Origin of the sequence: Nitrosospira briensis C-128 (genome assembly GCF_000619905.2) — a bacterium.
Taxonomy (GTDB): domain Bacteria; phylum Pseudomonadota; class Gammaproteobacteria; order Burkholderiales; family Nitrosomonadaceae; genus Nitrosospira; species Nitrosospira briensis.
The window spans coordinates 748942-770064 of sequence record NZ_CP012371.1 but is presented as its reverse complement, the minus strand read 5'-3'; the positions used below and the strand labels follow the sequence as shown (position 1 = coordinate 770064).

Genomic DNA, 21123 nt, shown 5'->3' with positions numbered 1-21123 from the left:
TATTTTTTGATTGCGATTAGAGTCCTGTTCTATGAAAGCGCTGTCGTCAATGTAATCGATATGTACCGTTTCCTTTCGATTTGGTGGGTTTTTACCCCTCAAATACGGCCGCGGAAAAGATTTCTCTTCCCTATACTTGTAAATCTTGTGGCTTACTGTCTTCCAGGAATCTTTAGTGCTTTATTATTTTTGATGACTCCATCGTGAGGCGCATTCTCAGGTTTTTTGCCTTTGCTGTTTTGACTCTGCTTTTCGCCGCACTTGTTATTGCAGCCTTCCTTCTTTACCGGGAGGTTACAACGTCTTCCTATCAAGCACGGCAATTGTGGAATTTGGCCGATGATCTGCGCTGGGAAATGAAAAGCGGTCCAAGCGACCAGCCGCATTTCCCGCAAGCGGGTCCTTATGACATCCGCCTGGGTTATAGTCGCCTTCCGGAATTGCTTCAGCATCTGGCAAAGCACGGTTTTGAGGTTCATGCGCAGGCGCGGATTTCTGCACGCATGGAGGAACTTGTCGCGCAGGGCCTGTTTATTCCTTACCGCGAAAAATCCCAGGCCGGTCTGGAAATAACTGCCGACGATGGCGAGCCATTGTATCGCGCTGCGTTTCCGGCACGTGTTTACGCGGATTTCCAGTCAGTGCCGCCTGTAGTGGCGAATAGCCTGACGTTTATCGAAAATCGCGAATTGCTGGACCTGACTCAGCCGAAAAAAAATCCGGCCGTCGACTGGAACCGGTTGGGCAGGGCAGTGCTGGATAAGGCGATTCAGCTTTTTCGTCCCGAGCACGACGTATCAGGGGGCAGCACGCTGGCAACGCAAATTGAAAAATACCGCCACTCTCCCAACGGAATGACGCTGAATGCAACGGATAAGCTTCAACAGATTGCGTCCGCATCCGTGCGCACTTATCTGCAGGGGGAATACACATTGCCCACGCGCAAGCAGATCCTGGTGGATTACCTTAATACAGTCCCGCTTTCGGCAGCCGCAGGTTTCGGAGAAACGAACGGGATTGGAGATGGCCTGTGGGCGTGGTATGGCCTGGACTTCGACGAAACCAATCACATCCTTAATTCACGGTTTGCACAAGGAGATGCGCTTACCGAGAAGGCGCGCCTCTACAAGCACGTGTTGAGCCTGATGATTGCGCAGCGTAGACCTTCCTATTACCTGATAGCGGGGCGAAAAGAACTGGGTGAACTTACCGACAGTTATCTGAGGGTGCTGGCTCAGGCTGGCGTGATACCGGCGCGCCTTCGGGATGCGGCGCTTGAGCTGCCGCTGAATTTTCGTGTTGCGCGCTCTCCGGAAGAAGGCCGGAATTTTGCTTCGAAGAAGGCTGTCAATGCTGTTCGCGTGCAACTCGCCTCTCAGCTCGGGTTGCAGCGCATGTATGACCTGGACCGCCTGGATCTGTCAGTGCAAAGCACTCTTGACTTGGAGCTACAGAAAAAAACCACCGATATGCTGCGCGAGTTAAAGGATGTGGAACATGCGCAGGCTGCCGGGCTCTATGGGCAGCGCCTGCTGGGTACGGAAGATCCGGGAAAGATCATCTACAGCTTCACGCTTTCTGAATTGACGCCGCAAGGCGCCAAGTTTCGAATCCTGGCGGATAATTTTGAACAACCACTGGACATCAACAAGGGGACCAAGCTGGATCTGGGTTCCACCGCAAAATTGCGGACATTGGTGACCTATCTCGAAATTGTGGAAGCGCTGCATAATAAATATGCGACGCTGGCACCGAAAGTACTTAATGGACAAGAGGTTGACCCCGGCGATATTCTCAGCCGCTGGGCGATCGGTTATCTCTTGCAAAGCAGGGACAAGAGTTTGGCATCCATGCTGGATGCCGCTCTCGAGCGCAAGTACTCGGCTAATTCGGAAGAGCGGTTCTTTACCGGCGGCGGCTCGCACGTCTTTCATAATTTCAAGCATGAAGACGACCGCAAGATCATGAGCGTACGTGAAGCGACGAAGAATTCAGTCAATCTTGTCTATATTCGCCTGATGCGCGATATCGTGCGCTATCACATGTTTCAGGTAGGAGGTTCATCAGCCAGGATACTCAAGGACGTCGGAAATTCGGGCCGCGTGGAGTACCTCAGACGCTTTGCAGACAAGGAAGGCACGGAATTCATCAATCGTTTTTATCTCAAGTACAAAGGTAAAACAACCGAGCCGGGCGGGATCAGCAAGTTGCTTTTCTCCAGCTTTCGGCACACGCCGCGTCGTTTGGCGGCCGCTCACCGTTATGTTTATCCGGAGTCTACCCTTGCAGAGTTCGAGAAATTCATGGCGCCGTATCTGCCCGGCTTTAAACGTGTGACCCCGACAATGGTTCAAGATCTGTATGAGGCGTATGCACCAGGCAAATATTCATTGGCCGATCAGGGCTACGTAGTAACCGTCCACCCACTGGAATTATGGTTGGTACGCTACCTGAATTCCCATCCACTTGCCCAGTACAAGGACGTGATCGCGGCGAGCACGGACGAGCGAATCGCTGTCTACCAGTGGTTGTTCAAGACCATACACAAGAATTCGCAGGATGTGCGGATTCGCGGTCTTCTGGAGCTTGAAGCATTTCTCGAAATTCATCGTAGCTGGAAACGCCTCGGCTATCCATTCGATTCGCTGGTGCCCTCGCTTGCCACAGCCATTGGGAGTTCCGCCGATCATCCCGCCGCGCTTGCGGAATTGATGGGTATCGTTCTGAACGATGGCGTGCGAATGCCAGCTGTACTAATTGAACGCTTGCGTTTCGGAGCCGGCACCCCTTTTGAGACAATGGTCGAACGAGCGCCCATTCAAGGAGAAAAAATGTTTTCTCCAGAATTGGCCGCGGCAGTGCGTGGCGTACTGACAGATGTGGTCGAGAGAGGTACAGCTTCGCGGTTGGCGCGAGCCATTGTGGAAGAGGATGGGGCTGAAATTTCGATTGGCGGAAAGACAGGGACGGGCGACCATCGTCATATCACGTTTTCTTCGCCGGGCGTCATCAAGGAATCGCGCGTCGTAAATCGCTCCGCCACTTTTGTCTTCTTCATCGGAGACCGTTTTTTCGGAACGATGACTGCATTCGTGCCCGGGGCGGACGCCGCTAACTACACGTTTACCTCGGCGCTTTCTACGCAAGTCATGAAACATCTCTTGCCCATCCTGAAGCCCCTCATCGACCGGGCCCAGCCGTTGCCGGAGCAGATCCTGGCAAGAAATGCGATCAAGGGCGAGCTACCTGAAGAACGTAAAAAGGGGAGTAGAAAGGAAGGTAAGAAAGAAAATGAAAAACTGGAGATGAGTCAGCTAGCGCGTCATTTAATCGAATTGCACTGAAAATATACGAAATATACCGATAGTTCAGTCCTCGGTATTGATCCACCATAAGAAGACGACGACACCCAGCACAAGCCCGAGGCCCAGGATGGCCTTTACAAATTCCTTGACGAACCAGTACACCATTGCTTCATATAAATCCAATTGTTCATACCCCCCTCAAAAAAGACCGCTATTTACGAGACCACCACCATAGCAGTAACGATAGAAACAAGGACACCAGCAAGCCTGTCGTCAGCGGAAAGTAGAGTCTGAAGTTTTCCCGCTCGATGGTAATGTCCCCCGGCAACCGCCCGAACGGTAGTTTCGATAACCACGGCCATGCAACGCCCGCAACCACCAGCAGTATCCCGAGAATGATGAGTAAACGCTGCATAAGGATTTCCTCGAGGATTTTTGGGGAATTTCTTCCACATCATTTGGCAACGGTACGCAAAAATCTACGGATTAGTGTAAACCGTTTTCTTTGGAAAGATCAATTGACCCCTTCTGCTTCTGCCTCCGCCTCAATATTCATAAGATCAGGCTGGCAACGCCGCCTTCGCCGGTTTCAATTTCTTAAGTTATATTTTTCCAGCCCCAGCTTATCGCTTCGCTGATTCGTTTTCTTGTTAGTGTGCTAACACACGGAAGTACGACACAGCCGTCGATAAAATTCTTTTAGATTTCTTGAAATCCGGGGAAAAATGACCCCATCACCTTGTTCTGTTCGTCGTGCTGTTCACGGTATCCGCCGCAATAGGCGCCGAGATAAATAGCTGCGCTATCACATAGGATACCCTGGGTGTAGAGGCGGACCTCAGCAGTGTGATTTGCACGGTCGATCTCACTCGAGCGTCAATCTTTCAACCATTCTTTTAAGGAGAAGAATATGAATATTCTGATAAAGAACCCTCGTAATTTCCTGGTCGCCATTGCGGCGGTGTTTGGGCTATATGCCGGGTCTGGTGTTTATGCGCAAGACTCGATCGACAAATCCAATGCGAGCGAGAAATCGAAGCATGCGGAAAAAAGCAAACAAAATTCACAGACGAGGAAAAATGAGGGAGGAACCATCGTTGAGGTACCGGTGCTAATGATGGTTCCCGTGGAGGTATCGAGCGATATGTCGACGAATAGCGGGTGCTGGGTGAAGCTATACGATAAGAAAGACTATAGCGGCGATAGCTTTTTGCTGGTCGGCCCCGTCGAATTACCGGTGATGACCGGGCCCTTCGGCTTCAACTGGGAAAATAAGGTTCGCAGCCTCGAGGTCGGCCCCAACGCCAATCTCACGATTTTTGATAATCGCAATTTCCGGGACCAGGATAAATTTGTCGATGCAGGTAAAAAAATCCCCAACATGTCAAAAAAAATGGGATTCTTTGATGACTTCCGGTCGATGATGCTCACTTGCATATGAGCCGGTAAAAAGAAAGGAAGCTGGCGTTAGCGTGCCAATCCAGGCGTATTCCAGGGGGCTGGCGCCAGCCCATCCATAAAGTCCCATGGCCGCCTGCGCTAACCTTCCGGCTTCCTTCAAGATCAGCATGAATCGAGAATGATGCGTTTGAGGATATGCAACCGGCGATGAAAAAAATGTTCCGCGCCGGGCACGACCACCACAGGTAGTTCCTGCGGGGCAGCCCAATCCAGAACAGTTTGAAGGGGAACCACTTCGTCCTGATCGCCTTGTATGATCAGGACCTGCCTGGTGCTTTCAATATCGCCTTTAATATCCGGTTGGGCGAGGTGGGGCGCGTTGAGCCGCCCAACAGCGGGAGCGACCAATACCACTATCTGTGGTTTGAGCCGTTGCGCCGCATACACCTGGATCGCCCCTCCGAAGGAGAAGCCCGCCAGCAGTAATAGCGGAGGGGTATCAAAGGAGGCGGCGAATTGGTTTCTGATGGTTTCAACAACTGCGAGCACGTCTTCGGTTTCACCTGCCCCATTGTCCTTGCCTGAGTTAAGTTCGCCTTCGCTTTGTTCCACACCGCGAAAATTGAATTTGACTGTGACAAATCCCAACTCGAGAAACGCCTTGAATAGGGTATGGACCACCTTGTTATTCATTGTCCCACCATATAATGGATGGGGATGCGCAATAATGGCAAAGCCACGACGGTAGCGGAAATCCGGTTCCGCCAGAACCGTTTCCAGCTTTCCCGCCGGGCCATCAATGAATAATTTCTGGGGAATGTGTGAATTCAACAGTATGCTTTCCAATATAAAAGATAAATGGAAAATACGTTTGTTGCCTGCCCTGGCAGCCTGTCGGACCTAAAGGAAATCGGCTCCAAAAGCGCCTGGCCAGTTCATATTTTTGCTGCTTTTTCGACCAATAGAATAACTATTGGCCTCAAAATCCCCAAAATCTGCCCTCACCCAGTCAATTTTTTGCTGCGATTCTTCAAGTCCGACAGGCTGCTAGATTCGCAATCGCTCGACGATACGTCCGTTTTTCAAATGCTCTTCGATGATCTCGTCAATATCTTCTTTGTCCACATAGGTATACCAGACCTCTTCGGGATAGACAACGATAACCGGACCTTCGTTGCAACGATCGAGACAACCTGCATTGTTAATCCGTATCCTCCTGCTCTTGCTGTCGAGCTTAAGGGCCTTGATTCGCTCCTTGGCATAATCACGCATGGCCTGAGCGCCATAATTGTTACAGCACAAAGTTCCTGGCTCGCGCTGGTTTACGCAGAAAAATACATGCCGCAGGTAGTAGCTCATAATATGTTCAACGGGATGAGAAATAATGAATCAAAATTATTATACGGAACAGCGATTATTTCTTCCACTGATGAGTTAATGGGAGTTATTGCCCCGCACGGCTTGCTTAGCAGATACTTTCGAGAAGGGCGAAAACGAGCCTGGCCTGGAACAAACCACTACCGTCTTTCACGATCTCTTCTTTATTATTCTGGATTGTGCTGTCTATCTCAATTTTATTTCGGTCCATAAGCGGCTTAACACGCGGCGTTGTTTGCGGTCCAGGTCCCGCAGCATTTCGAGATGGTTCAGCATTTCAGGGGCTGGGAATATGGCTCCATTGTTCGCGATTTCTGCCTGGATATATTGTATTGCATCCATGTTGGGATTGCCGGAACCGATGAGATTGGTGAGCTCGGCGGAATTTTTCCCCTCCAGCATGAAGTTGATGAATTGATGGGCGAGGTCGGGACGGCTTCCACTTCGATGCAGTACCATGCTGTCGAGTGCCAGAACTGCGCCTTCTTTCGGAGTCGAATAGCCGATCGTGAATTTCCGCCCGGTATTTCTGGCATCAAGCGCTGCCTGGAACATATCGTTGGAATATCCTTGCGCCACCCACAAATTGCCAACCGCCAGCTCCTTGATATAGCTGGTATTGCTGAAGGCCGCCCAGTAAGGCTTGGCGCGCACGATCAGGTTCGCTGCTTCTTTCCAGTGTTTTTCATCGGTATCGTTAACCGAATAGCCTAAATATTTCAGCGCCGCAGCCATCAGTTCGCGCTGGCTGTCGAGTACCGTTACGCGCCCTTTTATTTTTTCGAGATATTTCGGCTCAAAAATGACTGCCCAAGTGTCGGTAGGCAGGCCAAGACTCTTTATTTTCTCCTGATTGAAGCCGAGCAGGGTAAGCGTATAGGCATATGGAACGGAATATTTATTGCCCGGATCGAATGGTGTGTCGAGGTATGCAGGATTGATATTTCCGAGATTGGGCAACAAGGATTTATCCAGTGGTTTCAGGGCGCCCTGGCGAATAAGGGTATCCATAGCATTGCCGGTGGGAATGATGAGATCGTAGCCGGTCGCACCTGCCGACAGCTTTGCCAGCATTTCCTCATTATCGGAATAATAATCCTGGGAAAGCTTGCAATTGCAGGATTTCTCAAAGCGTCCAATCGTTTCCGGCGCGATGTAATTATTCCAGTTGAATAGATGCAGGACATTTTCCTTGCTGGAGAAGACAACATCCTGATCCTGTTTCGCGCAGCCCGTGGTGAACAACACCAGCCAGGCAAGCAGGAACAGGAACGATGCAACCGGCGCTGGATGGATGCACCGCGTATTCATCATCCCGTCTCGCGCGACGTTGCGTTCGCGCTTGATGAAGCATGCGATTCGAGCCTGGCCGCAATGATGATCATGACCAGCGTGAGCAGCATCAATAATGTGGAGATGGCGTTCACTTCCGGCGTCACCGCAACCTTTATCATCGTATAGATATGGATGGGGAGAATCGGTTCACCCACCCCCTTGGTAAAGAATGTAATGACAAAGTCATCGATGGACAAGGTAAACGACATCAATGCACCGGCAACCACGGCGGGCATGATCAACGGCAAGGTGACAAGACGAAAAGTCTGCCAGGGAGAGGCGCCGAGATCGCGCGCGGCTTCAAAAATACTTTCATCCATGCCCTGGAGCCGCGCCCGTACGATGATGGCAACGAAACCGATACAAAATGTCGTGTGCGCAATGATGATGGACACCATGCCGAGCGTTAAATTAAGCACCTGCAAAAAGAATAAAAGCAGCGATACGCCCAGAAGGATTTCGGGCATCGCCACCGGCGTGAACACCAATATCGGCAAGACCTTGAGCTTATACCGATGTATCGCCAGGCCAGCCATCGTACCGAGCAGGGTTGCGCTGAAACTTGCACTGAGCGCGATGATCAGCGAATTGCGCGCGGCGGTGAGCATTTCCGTATTCTGGAACAGTGTCTTATACCAGGACAATGTGAATCCCACCCACTCGGCATTCAGCTTTGAATCGTTGAACGAATACAAAACCACGATAACCAGCGGAACGTACAGGAAGGCGTAAATCACGCCGGCTGCGGACCAAAGCCAGATATTGGTGCGGCTCATGCTATGCCGCGCGCCGCCCGGTGGCCGAGCGAGCGAACCAGGCGGTCAACCCGGCGACGGATAGCACCGCCAGCGTCAGCATGATTGATAGCGCTGAACCAAAAGGCCAGTCACGGGTGCCGAGGAATTGATCCTTGATCAGATTGCCGATGAGAATGTCGCCCGTACCGCCGAGTATGTCCGGCACCGCGAACATGCCGAGTACCGGGATGAATACGAGTGCCGAACCCGAAAAAACGCCGGGCAGGGATAGCGGCCACGTGACGCGCCAGAACCGCTGCCAGCCGTTGGCGCCCAGATCCTGTGCGGCGTCCAGAAGCGAGGGATCATGCTTTTCCAGGTTGGTATAAAGCGGCAGCACCATAAACGGCAGGTGTACATATACCATGCCGATCAATACGGCAAACGGCGAGAACAACAACGTCACAGGGGCAATCCCGAATGCGCCGAGAATAGCATTGATGAAATGGCTGAGCCCGGATTCAGGCCCAAGAATAATCATCCAGGCATAAATACGGATGAGAAAATTACTGGCAAATGGCAACACTACCAGCAGCACCATCAGGTTTCGGAAGCGTTTTTCACTGCGCGCGATCAGCACTGCCAGCGGATAGGCCATAACAAGACAAATGAGGGTGGTTGCCGACGCAACGCCGAAGGATTTGAGAAAAATTTCCGCGTAAAGAATGTTGCTGAAAAAAAACTGGTAAGCTTCGGCGGTAAGGCCGTATTCGCCGTGGTCCGCGCCCGCGGGTGCAGTGATGGGTGCCAGGCCACCGAACTCGCCCGGAAAGCGGAACGAGGTGAGAATCATGATCAGGCTGGGAGCGACGAAGAATACGACCAGGAACAATAGCGGCGGTCCGCTTACCAGAAATCGGGCAGCGCGAGGCGCATTGGCTTCTTCTTTAGTCATTGAGAAAAATACCGGCGTCGTGATGCCATGAGACGCTTACTGGATCCCCTACCTCGAAAAACTTTGCGCGTCCAGGTGCGGAATTAGGCAGCAAAGCCTCTATATCGGCGCCATTGGCGAGCTCAACGATATAGGTGGTAACATCTCCAACATATAAAAAATCACGTACTTTACCGAGGAAATGATTTTTCAGGCGTGGTTCCTCCGAGGGGTGGGAAATCAATACCTGTTCGGGACGAATCGCGATCGTACCTTTATCGCCGGGTTTGATACCTTCCTTGCCGGCGGTTGTAATTTCCCCCACTTCGCCTACATCAAGTCTCAAATGGGTAGGCGAAGCCTCCAGGACTTGTGCGCTCATCATGCTGATCTTGCCGATAAAATCCGCAACAAAGCGATTTCTGGGAAAACCATAGATTTTGGAAGGTTCGTCGATTTGTTCGACATTGCCGCGGTTCATCACCGCGATGCGATGTGACAGCGCCAGCGCTTCGTTCTGGGCATGGGTAACAAAAACGAATGTTACCCCAACTTCTTTCTGAAGATTGATCAACTCCATCTGCATTTCCTCGCGCAATTTGGCATCGAGTGCACCCAATGGTTCATCCAGCAGCAACAACCGGGGGCGGTTGACTAATCCTCTGGCAAACGCCACTCGCTGTTTCTGCCCACCCGATAATTCATTGGGGAAACGGTTGCTGAAATTCGACAGGTGTACGCTGTCCAGGGCATCCGCTACGCTGGTTTTTATTTCATGTGGTTTTTTACCAGCCATCTTGAGCGGAAACGCAATATTGTCCGCTACGGTCATATGCGGGAACAACGCGTATGTTTGAAATACGGTATGGACCGGGCGTTTTTCCGGCGGCGTGCCGACCATGTCTCTTCCGTCCAACAGGATTTGGCCTGAATCCGGAAGATCGAACCCGGCTATCATCCGCAGGAGCGTCGTTTTACCACAACCCGATGGCCCCAGCAGCGTGAAGAATTCACCCGACTCCACACTGATGCTGACATTATCGACCGCGGTATAGCTGCCAAAGCGCCGTGTGACATTACGGATTTCAAGTAGTGCCATTGTCGTGCCGGTTAAAAGACAAAAGACAGGAATTTTACCAAAATTTGTTCCGCCTGCCGCTCCCGATCCACATGCATCGATATGCTTATAGGCTAGCCGGAGTATAGGCAGAGTAGGGCCGGTGGTGAATGCGGGAAATTTGTCGGGACGACAACCCGCGCGTACACGCGGACAAGGAGCTTGGAGACCTGGAGCAGCCTGTCGGACTTAAAGGAAATCGGCTGCAAAAGCGTCTGGCTGGTTTATATTTCGCTGCTTTTTCGGCCAATAGAATAGCTATTGGCCTTCAAATCCGCAAAATCTGCCCTCGCCCAGCCACTTTCGCTGCGATTCTTCGAGTTCGACAGGCTGCTAGCGTTTCAGTGCCATGTCTGCCACAGCAGCAATGCTGCCAGTATCGCTGCAATAGCAGCGAATAAGCGGCTTTGGCGTTTTTGTTCGGTGAGTATTTCGGTTATTTTTTCGTCCATCGCCTGTGTGCGATTTTCATTTAAAACCTGATGCAGCAAGCGTGGAAACTGCGGCATGATGACTGCCCAGCTCGATGCTTCCTTGGCCAGCCGCCGAGTTAGCCCGCGCCAGCCAAGCTGTTCGGCCATCCAGTTTTCCAGGTAGGGCTTCGCCGTCGTCCACAGGTCGAGATCGGGGTCGAGGTCGCGCCCCAGCCCTTCGATATTCAATAAGGTTTTTTGCAGCATTACCAGCTGCGGCTGGATTTCAACATTAAATTGGCGTGATGTCTGGAACAGCCGCAGCAGCACGCGGCCAAAGGAAATTTCCTTCAGCGGCTTGTCAAAGATGGGTTCGCATACGGCACGAATCGCAGTTTCGAAATCATCAACGCGAGTATTTTTCGGCGCCCACCCCGCCTCCACATGCGCCTCGGCCACACGCTTGTAGTCGCGCCGAAAAAATGCCAGGAAATTCTGCGCCAGATAATTTTTGTCCTCGTCGGTGAGCGTTCCCATTATGCCGAAATCGACCGCGATGTAACGTCCGTCCTGGCCAACAAAGATATTGCCCGGATGCATATCGGCGTGGAAATAACCGTCCCGAAATACCTGAGTAAAAAATATTTCCACGCCGACTCTGGCAAGTCTTGGAATATCGACTCCCTGCTCGCGTAGTTTCGTCACCTGGCTGATAGGTATGCCTTTTACGCGCTGCATCACCATAACGCCGGAATAGCAATAATCCCAGTAAACTTCGGGCACTAACAGCAATGGAGAATCCAGAAAATTACGCCGCAGCTGACTGCAGTTCGATGCCTCGCGCATGAGATCCAACTCGTCGTCCAGATGCCGGGCAAATTCGGTCACCACCTCGCGCGGCTTAAGCCGCTTGCCGTCGGGCCACAGCGCTTCGACCAGCAAAGCGCCGGAATCCATCAATGCCACGTCATGTGCGATGATGGGAGCGATGCCCGGTCGCAGCACCTTGACCGCAACTTCCGTTCCGTCATGCAGCACCGCCAGATGAACCTGTGCGATGGATGCACTGGCTACCGGTTCTGCGTCAAAGACCAGAAAGACCTCGGTGACCGGTTTTCCATAGATCTGCTCCAGCGTCTTGATGGCGAGACTGGAGGGAAACGGCGGGACCTGATCTTGCAGCTTGGCCAGTTCATCGGCGATATCCTGCGGCAGAAGATCCCGGCGAGTCGAAAGCATCTGGCCAAACTTGACGAATATAGGGCCAAGGGTTTCCAGCGCAAGGCGCAGGCGTTCGCCTCGCGCCCTATCCAGCCGCCGCCAGAACGTCGCCACCTTGACAGCAGGCCGCAGAAACCGAAGCCGCTCGTGGCCCAGAAAAAATTCATCCAGGCCAAAACGAAATGCTACCGAGAGTATTTTGAGAAGGCGAAAGAAACGCATTTATGCCAAGGAATGGTGGTACGTCTGTAATCTTCTCAATTTTGTTTGTCGTGAAGCCGACTTTTTAGCGATCCAACGCGTTCACGCGCATTTCCAGACTTGCGGCATGGTTCCGTAATGTGTTTATTTCATGAATAAGCTCGTGCATATCCATTGATTTTGCAAGCAATGGCTGCTCTTCTGTCAGATATTCCGTCAGCGTCTGCCATAAATTACGTGCGGTTTCAGCTTGCCAGTGCATCAGGCCTTCGCCGGCCTTCACTACCCGATGCGCGAGGATATCTCCCGTTACACCGCTAATATCCTGCTCCACATCCCAATGCAGGCTTTTTCCGATAAGGAGAATTTCTTCCGCAAACTCGCTATCACCCGAGATCCTGACTTCGCGATAGGCATCTTCATCATGGGCAAGCAAGCGTGGCAATAAACCTGGAATAAGCGTCAAGGTGGCGTCATCGAGCGCGCCCTTTGCCGCCGCCGAAACCTCACCGCTGGCCTGGATGGTCAGGGCGAGGTCAGGGAAGGGAGGGAGGCGAAAACGTGCCGTCCTGCCTGCATGAAGCTGCAACCGCTTACGCGCCCAACTCTCTCCGCGCAACAAGTGGTTAAGCGGGGCTATCGCAACGGATGCCAGCATTGCGGCCGGATCTATGAGACTTGCTGAATTCCTGCCAACAGCCAGACGGATTCAGGGTCCTTGATATTCTTCTGCACGTGCCAGATTTCATCAAATGCTTCCGGTGGATTGGAAGACTCCCGCAGTTGCCCGTTGAACCGGACGCTGGCAATGGCCGTGTTGTTCTCGGTAACCACCTCAAGCAGTTCCGCATTGATACCCATCACCTCGGTTCTTTGAGGTTCATTGCCGCGTTCGGAGATCTGCATGCTGATCTCCGCAAACATTTCCGGCGTAGTGTATTCCCGGATGTCGCTCAGGTCCCGGGCATCATTGGCCGCTTGCAAGCGGATGAATGACGTTTTTGCATTGCGCAGGAATGGCTCGACCTGGAAGTCCGCGGGAATATTCGCGGTTTTGCTGGCAACAGCTTGTGCCTGGGCTGGTGCTGCCGTACTTTCCCCCGGTGCCGTTGCGTGTTCTGTCGCCGTCGCGGTCCCGCTACTGCCGGGGCCTGCTCCCATGCCCGAATACTGCATCGGTCGTGCCGAATGTTCCTGCCGCGGTTTGCGCATCATGCGCACGACGAAGAAAACCGCAGCCATCAGCGCAGCCAGCATCAACACATCCATCATATTGATGCCTTCAAATGCGCCACCCATGAATAATGCTGCCAGCAATCCTCCCGCAGCCAATCCAGCCAGCGGGCCCATCCACCTATTGCCCGCCGCGGCGGGTGCCGACGCAGCAGGGGGTGTTTGCGCCGATTTGGGAGGCGTTTGCGGGCTGATGGCTTCACGTTGCTTGCCAATGCTCTTGCCGCCGCCAAAGCGCCTTGCTTCGGCATCAAAGGCGGCCAATCCGAAGCTTAAAATGGCCAGAGTCAGCAGGGTCAATATTTTCTTCATGATGGTCTCCTGAGAGGACGGTGAAAGGAAGAGTATAGCATTATCGATTCACCTGGATGTTCCATAAATTGCATCGGATACGCCTGTCTGAAAGCGTTTGCCAACGTTAATCACAATCTCGTCATATTACTGCCCGGATAAGGGAACCGCATCGAAAGACGTGGCTGATTTTAGCGATCGATCGATGATTGTCGGCATCAGTGTTCTGACCACCAGCGAAGCCGTAAGTGCGATCTTGTCACTTACTATTTTGATACGAGGATTTATCGCTGTCGGCAGTGATGTACACCTTAGCCTGAACAGTTGTTCCGAAGCACTGTGGATTATGGCTGGGATCGAAATAGAGTGTCATATGTAATCTGGCGTACAGACTTCCATGCACAATCGTGTTTAATCAGAGAATCAAGTTGCCTGATGTCCAGTCTCGGTCGTTTCCAAGGCTCGCGACTGGCGATATGTTTTTGAGCCCATGACCACAATCATATTGACCGTTAATACCGGCAGTTCATCAGTTCGCCTGGGGGTCTTCGTTTGCGATGGCGACACATTCACGGAGGTGGCGAGCATACGTCATGATCTTTCCGTTGGCGAACCATTGAGCGTACTGAAAGAATTCATGCAGACACATGCGCTCGGGGGAATTACCGTGGCAGCGCATCGAGTGGTTCACGGCGGTATGAATCTTACCGCGCCATGCCTGATCGACAGGAAAATCGAGCAGGAGATCGAGCGATTGGCGCTGCTGGCGCCACTTCACAACCCCGTCGCGCTGCGGTGGATACGCGCAACCCGCGAGGTGTTGAAGGACATTGTCCAGGTCGCGGTGTTTGATACCGCGTTTTTTACGGCTCTGCCGAAAACTGCGCGAGCTTATGCTATTCCGCATGAGCTTGCTGAAAAGCATGGATTGCGCAGGTATGGCTTTCATGGGCTGGCGCACAAGTCAATGTGGCAAAGCTGGCGGGCGCTTCAACCAGGTTCCTTGCGAAGTGCGAGGATAATTTCGATGCAACTCGGGGCCGGTTGTTCGATCACGGCGATCGATAACGGATTGCCGCGAGATACTTCAATGGGATTTTCACCCTTGGAGGGGCTCGTGATGGCGACGCGCTCAGGCGATATAGATCCGGGTCTCACCATATTTCTCCAGCGTCAGGAAAGCCTGACACCGGAGCAACTGGATCGATTGCTCAATGGGCGCTCGGGCCTGTTGGGTGTTTCCGGGATCAGTGCCGATATACGTGAGTTGTTACGATCTCCAGATGAACTTGCGCGGCTGGCGGTGGATTTATATTGTTACCGGGCACGTAAATATGTGGGTGCTTATCTTGCAGTATTGGGCGGCGCCGAAGCCATCGTTTTTGGGGGCGGAGTGGGCGAGAACGTGCCGGAAGTGAGGGAAAAAATTTTGACCGGCATGGACTGGTGCGGAATTGAAGTCGATACCCAAAAAAATTACGGTGCCAGTGGAATGTCGTGCATCAGCAGCCCTTTCAGCCGGATTGAGGTCTGGGTTACACCCGTAAATGAGGCGGTTATCCTGGCACGCGAGGCGGACGCTTTAATGAAACGCGAAGCGGATTAACGATTACAGGAGAAAATCATGAGCGAAACCCGGTCGATAAGCACACCTGAAAATAAGCCGCTCTCAGCAGATGATCTGCGCAAGATGAACGCATATTGGCGTGCGGCGAATTATCTCTCCGTCGGACAAATCTATCTGCTGGACAACCCTTTACTCAAGGCGCCGCTCGCGCTTGAGCATATCAAGCCCCGATTACTTGGCCATTGGGGCACGACGCCCGGGCTTAATTTTATTTATGTACATCTGAACCGTGTCATAAAAAAATATGACCTGAATATGTTCTATATAGCCGGGCCCGGCCACGGTGGACCGGCCATGGTCGCAAATACGTGGCTCGAAGGTACCTACAGCGAATTCTATCCCCGTATTTCCCGCGATGCTAAAGGCATGCAACGACTATTCAAGCAATTCTCGTTTCCCGGCGGCATTCCCAGCCATGTGGCGCCGGAAACGCCGGGCTCGATTAATGAAGGCGGTGAACTGGGTTACTCGCTGTCGCATGCCTTTGGGGCGGCTTTCGACAGCCCGGATCTGATCGTGGCGTGCGTGGTGGGGGATGGCGAAGCTGAAACCGGACCGCTTGCCGCCGCTTGGCATTCCAACAAATTTCTGAATCCGGCCCATGATGGCGCGGTGCTGCCGATCCTGCACCTTAATGGTTATAAAATTGCAGGCCCCACGCTACTCGCGCGCATCAGCCATGAAGAGTTGGAGAGCCTGCTCATGGGCTATGGTTATGAGCCCTATTTCGTCGAAGGGTCCGACCCCGAACTCATGCATCAGACAATGGCGGTTACGCTGGATGTCGTGATCGGCAAGATCAGGGCAATTCAGCAGGAAGCACGTAGCAATGGCGTAACGACATATGCCCGCTGGCCGATGATTGTTTTGCGCAGCCCCAAGGGGTGGACCGGCCCGGAAGAAGTCGACGGCAAGAAAGTCGAGGGTTTTTGGCGCTCGCACCAAGTGCCGTTTGCGGAGATCGGTTCAAAGCCATGGCATCTGAAGCTGCTCGAAGACTGGATGAAAAGCTACAAGCCGGAAGAGTTATTCGATGACAAGGGAACATTGGTACCGGAGTTGGCAGCGCTGGCGCCGCAGGGCGAGCGGCGAATGGGCGCAAATCCCCATGCCAACGGCGGCCAACTACTGAAAGACCTGGAAATGCCGGATTTTCGCGATTACGCCATTGCTGTGCCCACGCCAGGGTCCGTAGTAGGCGAAGCCACGCGGGAGACGGGAAAATTTTTACGCGATGTCATGAAGCTCAACCTGGACAGCCGCAACTTCCGCGTGATGGGGGCGGACGAAACCAGTTCAAATCGCCTTGGTGCTTTGTTTGAGGTAACGGCTAGAACCTGGGTGGCGCAAATCCTGCCGGAGGATGAGCATCTTTCCCCGGATGGGCGCGTGATGGAAATTCTTTCCGAGCATACATGCCAGGGCTGGCTCGAAGGTTACCTGCTGACTGGCCGGCACGGCTTATTTTCATGCTATGAAGCATTCATTCACATCATTGATTCCATGTTCAATCAACATGCCAAATGGCTCAAGGTTACCAAGGAAATCCCCTGGCGCAGGCCAATCGCCTCGCTTAATTACCTTCTGACATCGCATGTATGGCGCCAGGATCACAACGGTTTTTCGCATCAGGACCCCGGGTTCATAGACCACGTGGTAAACAAGAAAGCGGATATCATCCGCGTCTATCTTCCGCCGGACGCCAACACGCTACTGGTTATAACCGATAAATGCCTGCGCTCGCGCAATTATATCAACGTTGTCGTGGCGGGGAAGCAACCTGCGCTACAGTGGCTGGATATGGACGCCGCAATTACGCACAGTACCGCCGGCATCGGTATCTGGGCCTGGGCAAGCAACGATCAGGATGGCGAGCCGGATGTGGTGCTGGCCTGTGCCGGCGATGTCCCCACCCTGGAAACCCTTGCAGCGGTCGACCTGCTGCGCCATCACGTTCCTGAGCTGAAGATACGGGTGATAAATGTAGTGGACCTGATGACGCTACAGCCGAAAGAGGAGCACCCGCATGGCCTATCCGGCCGCGATTTCGACACGCTGTTCACTACCTGCAAGCCCATAATTTTTGCTTATCACGGCTACCCGTGGCTCATTCACCGCTTGACGTACCGCCGAACCAACCATGAAAATCTGCATGTTCGAGGTTACAAGGAGGAGGGCACAACGACGACTCCGTTTGACATGACCGTGCTCAATGACCTGGACCGTTTTCATCTGGTAATGGACGTGGTGGACCGCGTACCCGCTCTGGGTTATAAGGGAGCATATCTCAAGCAATTGATGCGGGATAAGTTGATCGAGCACGAATGGTATATCAGGCAGTATGGTGAGGATATGCCCGAGATCCGCGACTGGAACTGGGTATGCTGATCAGATGAGGTTGATTATCATAGGTTGCCAGCGAGCGGGAACGGGTATAAATACAAGTTTGGCTACCTGGGAGAGGGAGGATTGATGATACTTCTCATCAATGCCATCGCAATTTTTGCTTCATTTTCGCTGAATCAGATATATGCCGTTTATTGGGGCGCTATCCTGCCGACACTTTATGCAATTATCGTGGCACCGCAGGCGTTGATCACCAGGCCCGAGATACCGACCTCGGCGATAACGAAAATTCTTGCTGACAAGTGGGACAACGCGGAGGATCTAACCGCTTATATCGTGAAATACTGGATGGCATTCGCCTATCCCGCTACGTCATGGAAGAAGCAGCGTAACAGCGTGATTTTATACCTGACATCGTTTGTCCTGGGCATCGTATATTTTCTCAGGGAATTGTTCGCTGCCGGCATTATCCTGTTTATTATCGGATATGTTCTCTATCAAATGAGCCTGAGAGCGGACAGGCCGAGATCGGTATATGCAAATGCGGATTTCAGAGATAGCGACAATGAGTTTGCAAGGAAAGAATGGGAACTGGCAGCCATGTCGATCGTTGCAATTTCCGATTTGTACCCGGATGATCGCGCGCTGAAGGTATCGGCAAACGAGGTGTCGGAAGATGGGGACGTCAAGTCGCTGCTGGCAAAATATCGTCATGACGGAAGAATGGGAGCAGCCGGCTCACGCCCTGCGGCGTAAAACGCCATGCATGCTCCTGGTCAAGGACTTCGGGCACGCGACCGCAGCCACCCATGTGCTGGATCATCAGGTGGATATTGCCAAGATGCAGGAGTGGCTGGGGCGTGCGAATATTGCAACGACGCGGACCCATGATCACCGCAAGGCTCGGCCGGAGGATGGCCCAACGTTTAGGGTGAGCTAATAAAAACTCAGCTAAATTTCCCTGACTAAAAAATCAAATAGAGTGCCAACACCATCAAGTAATCGTTGCGTAAGCTTATCCGGGCACACGATATTTCTATTCGCTCAGACCCACTCTTTATGAGGCGAGCGTATTTCAGCAATAAACTTCTGGGGATTCAAGTCGAACTGACGGACCAACTCGTCGTGTCTGGTATTCTTCACCTCATGCTTAGCACCCCAGCGTAACAACTCCAGGATTGCGTGAGCGGGCTTAAGGCAGGTCGAGCCGTTTTTCAAATACAGTCTGTTACACTTAACCAGCGTGATGACAGCTTTAACGAGTTCATGGTTCTAGCGATAAAAAGGGCTCTGTTGCAAAAAATAAAAAAGGTAGCGCACTATTGTGTTTTCCAGCGTAGATCGTCAATGGTCAGATTTAAAATGGCGTCATTTCCGTGGGAAGCCTCATTGAAAGACAATTCGGTATCGACAGCGCTTAATCAATCAGATCGAGGACACAGTTCCGGTTTAGTCTCTTTTTGCAACAGAGCCTTACATGTGAGAAAAGCATTATCGTGAACGATGGGGAACCTATTCAGAACCGTGAGAAATTGGTTACGCTGCGAGAAGACACAGTGCGATTTCGTGAAGATGCCGTCCATCTACGCGAAGACGCTGCCGGCTCGCGCGAGCAGATAATTTGTACGGCGAATACGGAACGGGAAGCGTCTGATGGTCATCTGGTTTTTGTGCGGGAAGCGAACGCACAACTGGTCATCTCTGGAATTGAGGCTGGGCGAGCTAGTCAGCTGAAGGACGAGTTTCTTGCGATGATCTCCCATGAACTCAAAACTCCCTTGAGTGTCATCCTGGGGTGGTCTCAACTCATCCTGGGGGGAAAGCTAGAGCAAGACGATGTTCGTAAAGGCATGCAAGCCATCGAGCGTAGCGCTCGTGCCCAAAACAAACTCATTGAAGATCTTCTCGAAATGAGCAGTATGATTTCCGGCAAAGTACGACTTGACATGCAGCAACTGGATATAGTCGGTCTGGTGGGCGCAACGGTTGAATCAATGAGGCCAACCGCGGAAACCAAAAGAATTATTCTGCAAGAAACGACTGATCGGGAAGCCGGGTGGATATCGGGTGACGCTAACAGGATGCAGCAGGTTTTCTGGAACCTTCTTTCCAACGCAATAAAATTCACGCCTACAGGCGGTAGAATAGAAATTGGCATGAAGCAGTCGGACTCATTTTTCGAAATCAGAATCGATGACTCGGGTCTGGGAATATCAGCCGACTTTCTGCCCTATGTGTTTGAGCGCTTCCTGCAAGCTGAAACTTCACTTGCGCGACAGCACAAAGGACTCGGCTTAGGTCTTGCTATCGTCAAACAGCTGGTGGAACTCCATGGTGGAATGGTCCGGGCAGAAAGTGCAGGGATTAATAAAGGGGCTTCATTTATTGTGCAACTGCCGCTGCTGCCGTAACTGCGACAGACAGCAATGCAACCAACATTCTCTTGTTCTTCACTTCATTCCCTCTTGTCTCATCTATTGAAATTGTAGGAGCATAGATGCGAGTTCCGTGGATTCGGCGCAGAAAAGCCAGATCCACGGCCAAGTACTTTAGATATCTTCGCCGGCGCGAAAATTGCCCTGCACGTTGCCCGGCTGTCACAGATCACGGAATTTGTTCAAAAGTATTCCTCAATAAATCTTTCGCTCCAGTTTTGCCTGATGCAATACCGCGGTTGCGAGTTCTTCGATGGACTTGCTGGTTGCGTCAAGGTAGGAAATCCCTTCCCGTCGCATCAGCGTTTCTGCTTCACGTACTTCATATTGGCAGTTCTTGAGAGAGGCGTACTCGCTGTCGGGTTTGCGCTCGCTACGTATGCGGTGCAGCCGCCCGGGATCGATGGTAAAGCCGTACAGCTTGTGGCGAATATCCTTGAGCTGGGCTGGCAACCCCAAGCGATTGAAGTCCTCCGGGATGAGCGGATAATTTGCGGCAAAAATACCATATTGCAGCGCGAGATAGAGGCAGGTGGGGGTTTTGCCGGTACGCGAAACGCCTATCAGGGTAATATCCGCTTTGCGCCAATTCTTCCGGGAAAGGCCATCGTCGTGCTCAAGGGTATATTTTATTGCCTCGATGCGCGGGAGGTGATCGACGGCGCTATCGACCCGATGGGAAAGGCCCACGACATGCGACGAACGTACGCCAAGCTCAGCCTCCATCTGGCCGATAAAAATACTGAAGCAATCCAGATGCAGTGCGTTGACAGCGCCAAGAATGAGCCGGAATTCCGGATTTACGAAAGTACTGAATACCAGCGGGCGCACCCTATCAGCGTTAGCCCGCGCATTGATTTGCCCGGCAGCGGCTGCAACTTTCTCTCGGGTATCAAGATAGGGTAGGGCAATTTCCTCAAACGGCACATTTTCGAACTGCCTGAGAAGACTATGCCCCAGCGTTTCGACAGAAATACCCGTTCGGTCCGAGAGGAAAAACGCGGTTCGCTGGGGTGGCCTCGTTAGGGTTGACATTTATCACCGGTTCATCAATAACAATAATTTCGACTGGTCAAAATATCGCTTTTTAGCGTATAACACAATCGTTATCCCGGCGCGATTCACGCAATTCTGACCACTGGAACAGGAG

At 52.3% G+C, this 21123-nt stretch carries 18 protein-coding genes; 7 read left to right on the top strand and 11 right to left on the bottom strand.

Annotation, left to right across the window (positions count from 1 at the left end):
• Positions 1–356 precede the first annotated feature (356 nt).
• Positions 357–3344 (top strand): transglycosylase domain-containing protein, encoded by a 2988-nt coding sequence (locus F822_RS03530; protein WP_231623563.1) that lies wholly within the window; start codon positions 357–359, stop codon positions 3342–3344.
• A 172-nt stretch (positions 3345–3516) separates the two neighbouring features.
• Here F822_RS03530 and F822_RS03525 read toward each other — a convergent pair whose 3' ends face one another.
• A complete protein-coding gene (locus F822_RS03525) occupies positions 3517–3720 on the bottom strand; it encodes a DUF2905 domain-containing protein (RefSeq protein WP_025040651.1) in 204 nt (67 codons plus the stop codon).
• Between the two features lie 495 nt (positions 3721–4215).
• On the opposite strand from F822_RS03525, the gene F822_RS03520 reads away from it, so the two are divergent.
• Positions 4216–4746: a beta/gamma crystallin domain-containing protein gene (locus F822_RS03520; protein WP_025040650.1), complete on the top strand. Its 531-nt coding sequence runs from the start codon at positions 4216–4218 to the stop codon at positions 4744–4746.
• Positions 4747–4868: 122 nt separating this feature from the next.
• On the opposite strand, the gene F822_RS03515 is transcribed toward F822_RS03520, so the two are convergent.
• The 9 genes from F822_RS03515 to F822_RS03475 form a co-directional block, all read right to left on the bottom strand.
• Positions 4869–5537: an alpha/beta hydrolase gene (locus F822_RS03515; protein ID WP_025040649.1), complete on the bottom strand. Its 669-nt coding sequence runs from the start codon at positions 5535–5537 to the stop codon at positions 4869–4871.
• Positions 5538–5753: 216 nt separating this feature from the next.
• Positions 5754–6065 carry a (2Fe-2S) ferredoxin domain-containing protein gene (locus tag F822_RS03510; RefSeq protein ID WP_025040648.1) on the bottom strand — a complete coding sequence of 104 codons (312 nt, stop codon included), beginning with the start codon at positions 6063–6065 and terminating at the stop codon, positions 5754–5756.
• A 204-nt stretch (positions 6066–6269) separates the two neighbouring features.
• Complete coding sequence (locus F822_RS03505) at positions 6270–7397, bottom strand: ABC transporter substrate-binding protein (protein WP_407938227.1); 1128 nt, start codon at positions 7395–7397, stop codon at positions 6270–6272.
• Positions 7394–8194, bottom strand: coding sequence for an ABC transporter permease (locus tag F822_RS03500; RefSeq protein ID WP_025040646.1), 801 nt, complete (start codon positions 8192–8194; stop codon positions 7394–7396). The genes F822_RS03505 and F822_RS03500 overlap by 4 nt, the downstream gene beginning before the upstream one ends.
• A 1-nt stretch (position 8195) precedes the next feature.
• Positions 8196–9110 carry an ABC transporter permease gene (locus tag F822_RS03495; RefSeq protein ID WP_025040645.1) on the bottom strand — a complete coding sequence of 305 codons (915 nt, stop codon included), beginning with the start codon at positions 9108–9110 and terminating at the stop codon, positions 8196–8198.
• Positions 9103–10188 (bottom strand): ABC transporter ATP-binding protein, encoded by a 1086-nt coding sequence (locus F822_RS03490; RefSeq protein WP_025040644.1) that lies wholly within the window; start codon positions 10186–10188, stop codon positions 9103–9105. Before F822_RS03490 ends, F822_RS03495 begins: the two co-directional genes overlap by 8 nt.
• A gap of 359 nt (positions 10189–10547) precedes the next feature.
• Complete coding sequence (ubiB, locus tag F822_RS03485; protein ID WP_025040643.1) at positions 10548–12062, bottom strand: ubiquinone biosynthesis regulatory protein kinase UbiB; 1515 nt, start codon at positions 12060–12062, stop codon at positions 10548–10550.
• Between the two features lie 64 nt (positions 12063–12126).
• On the bottom strand, positions 12127–12699 hold the full coding sequence (locus tag F822_RS03480) for a ubiquinone biosynthesis accessory factor UbiJ (RefSeq protein WP_025040642.1): 573 nt from the start codon (positions 12697–12699) through the stop codon (positions 12127–12129).
• A gap of 11 nt (positions 12700–12710) precedes the next feature.
• Positions 12711–13586: a Tim44 domain-containing protein gene (locus F822_RS03475; protein ID WP_025040641.1), complete on the bottom strand. Its 876-nt coding sequence runs from the start codon at positions 13584–13586 to the stop codon at positions 12711–12713.
• A gap of 469 nt (positions 13587–14055) precedes the next feature.
• Here F822_RS03475 and F822_RS03470 point away from each other — a divergent pair, with 469 nt between their 5' ends.
• The 5 genes from F822_RS03470 (at position 14056) to F822_RS03450 (ending at position 19949) form a co-directional block, all read left to right on the top strand.
• The gene (locus F822_RS03470) at positions 14056–15171 is read left to right on the top strand and encodes an acetate/propionate family kinase (RefSeq protein WP_025040640.1); all 1116 of its coding nucleotides are present in this window, start codon (positions 14056–14058) and stop codon (positions 15169–15171) included.
• An 18-nt stretch (positions 15172–15189) separates the two neighbouring features.
• The gene (locus F822_RS03465) at positions 15190–17580 is read left to right on the top strand and encodes a phosphoketolase family protein (protein ID WP_025040639.1); all 2391 of its coding nucleotides are present in this window, start codon (positions 15190–15192) and stop codon (positions 17578–17580) included.
• Between the two features lie 84 nt (positions 17581–17664).
• Positions 17665–18294: a hypothetical protein gene (locus F822_RS03460; protein ID WP_025040638.1), complete on the top strand. Its 630-nt coding sequence runs from the start codon at positions 17665–17667 to the stop codon at positions 18292–18294.
• The gene (locus tag F822_RS15730; RefSeq protein ID WP_231623562.1) at positions 18251–18478 is read left to right on the top strand and encodes a hypothetical protein; all 228 of its coding nucleotides are present in this window, start codon (positions 18251–18253) and stop codon (positions 18476–18478) included. The genes F822_RS03460 and F822_RS15730 overlap by 44 nt, the downstream gene beginning before the upstream one ends.
• 556 nt (positions 18479–19034) lie before the next feature.
• Complete coding sequence (locus F822_RS03450) at positions 19035–19949, top strand: sensor histidine kinase (protein WP_051536638.1); 915 nt, start codon at positions 19035–19037, stop codon at positions 19947–19949.
• Between the two features lie 219 nt (positions 19950–20168).
• On the opposite strand, the gene ppsR is transcribed toward F822_RS03450, so the two are convergent.
• Positions 20169–21008, bottom strand: coding sequence for a posphoenolpyruvate synthetase regulatory kinase/phosphorylase PpsR (ppsR, locus tag F822_RS03445; RefSeq protein ID WP_025040635.1), 840 nt, complete (start codon positions 21006–21008; stop codon positions 20169–20171).
• Between the last annotated feature and the right edge of the window lie 115 nt (positions 21009–21123).

Coding starts and splice junctions, on each gene's coding strand:
- F822_RS03530 (WP_231623563.1), top strand. CDS start 357: ATGAAAAGCGGTCCAAGCGACCAGCCGCATTTCCCGCAAGCGGGTCCT.
- F822_RS03525 (WP_025040651.1), bottom strand. CDS start 3,720: ATGCAGCGTTTACTCATCATTCTCGGGATACTGCTGGTGGTTGCGGGC.
- F822_RS03520 (WP_025040650.1), top strand. CDS start 4,216: ATGAATATTCTGATAAAGAACCCTCGTAATTTCCTGGTCGCCATTGCG.
- F822_RS03510 (WP_025040648.1), bottom strand. CDS start 6,065: ATGAGCTACTACCTGCGGCATGTATTTTTCTGCGTAAACCAGCGCGAG.
- F822_RS03505 (WP_407938227.1), bottom strand. CDS start 7,397: ATGATGAATACGCGGTGCATCCATCCAGCGCCGGTTGCATCGTTCCTG.
- F822_RS03500 (WP_025040646.1), bottom strand. CDS start 8,194: ATGAGCCGCACCAATATCTGGCTTTGGTCCGCAGCCGGCGTGATTTAC.
- F822_RS03495 (WP_025040645.1), bottom strand. CDS start 9,110: ATGACTAAAGAAGAAGCCAATGCGCCTCGCGCTGCCCGATTTCTGGTA.
- F822_RS03490 (WP_025040644.1), bottom strand. CDS start 10,188: ATGGCACTACTTGAAATCCGTAATGTCACACGGCGCTTTGGCAGCTAT.
- ubiB (WP_025040643.1), bottom strand. CDS start 12,062: ATGCGTTTCTTTCGCCTTCTCAAAATACTCTCGGTAGCATTTCGTTTT.
- F822_RS03480 (WP_025040642.1), bottom strand. CDS start 12,699: ATGCTGGCATCCGTTGCGATAGCCCCGCTTAACCACTTGTTGCGCGGA.
- F822_RS03475 (WP_025040641.1), bottom strand. CDS start 13,586: ATGAAGAAAATATTGACCCTGCTGACTCTGGCCATTTTAAGCTTCGGA.
- F822_RS03470 (WP_025040640.1), top strand. CDS start 14,056: ATGACCACAATCATATTGACCGTTAATACCGGCAGTTCATCAGTTCGC.
- F822_RS03465 (WP_025040639.1), top strand. CDS start 15,190: ATGAGCGAAACCCGGTCGATAAGCACACCTGAAAATAAGCCGCTCTCA.
- F822_RS03460 (WP_025040638.1), top strand. CDS start 17,665: ATGATACTTCTCATCAATGCCATCGCAATTTTTGCTTCATTTTCGCTG.
- F822_RS15730 (WP_231623562.1), top strand. CDS start 18,251: ATGACGGAAGAATGGGAGCAGCCGGCTCACGCCCTGCGGCGTAAAACG.
- ppsR (WP_025040635.1), bottom strand. CDS start 21,008: ATGTCAACCCTAACGAGGCCACCCCAGCGAACCGCGTTTTTCCTCTCG.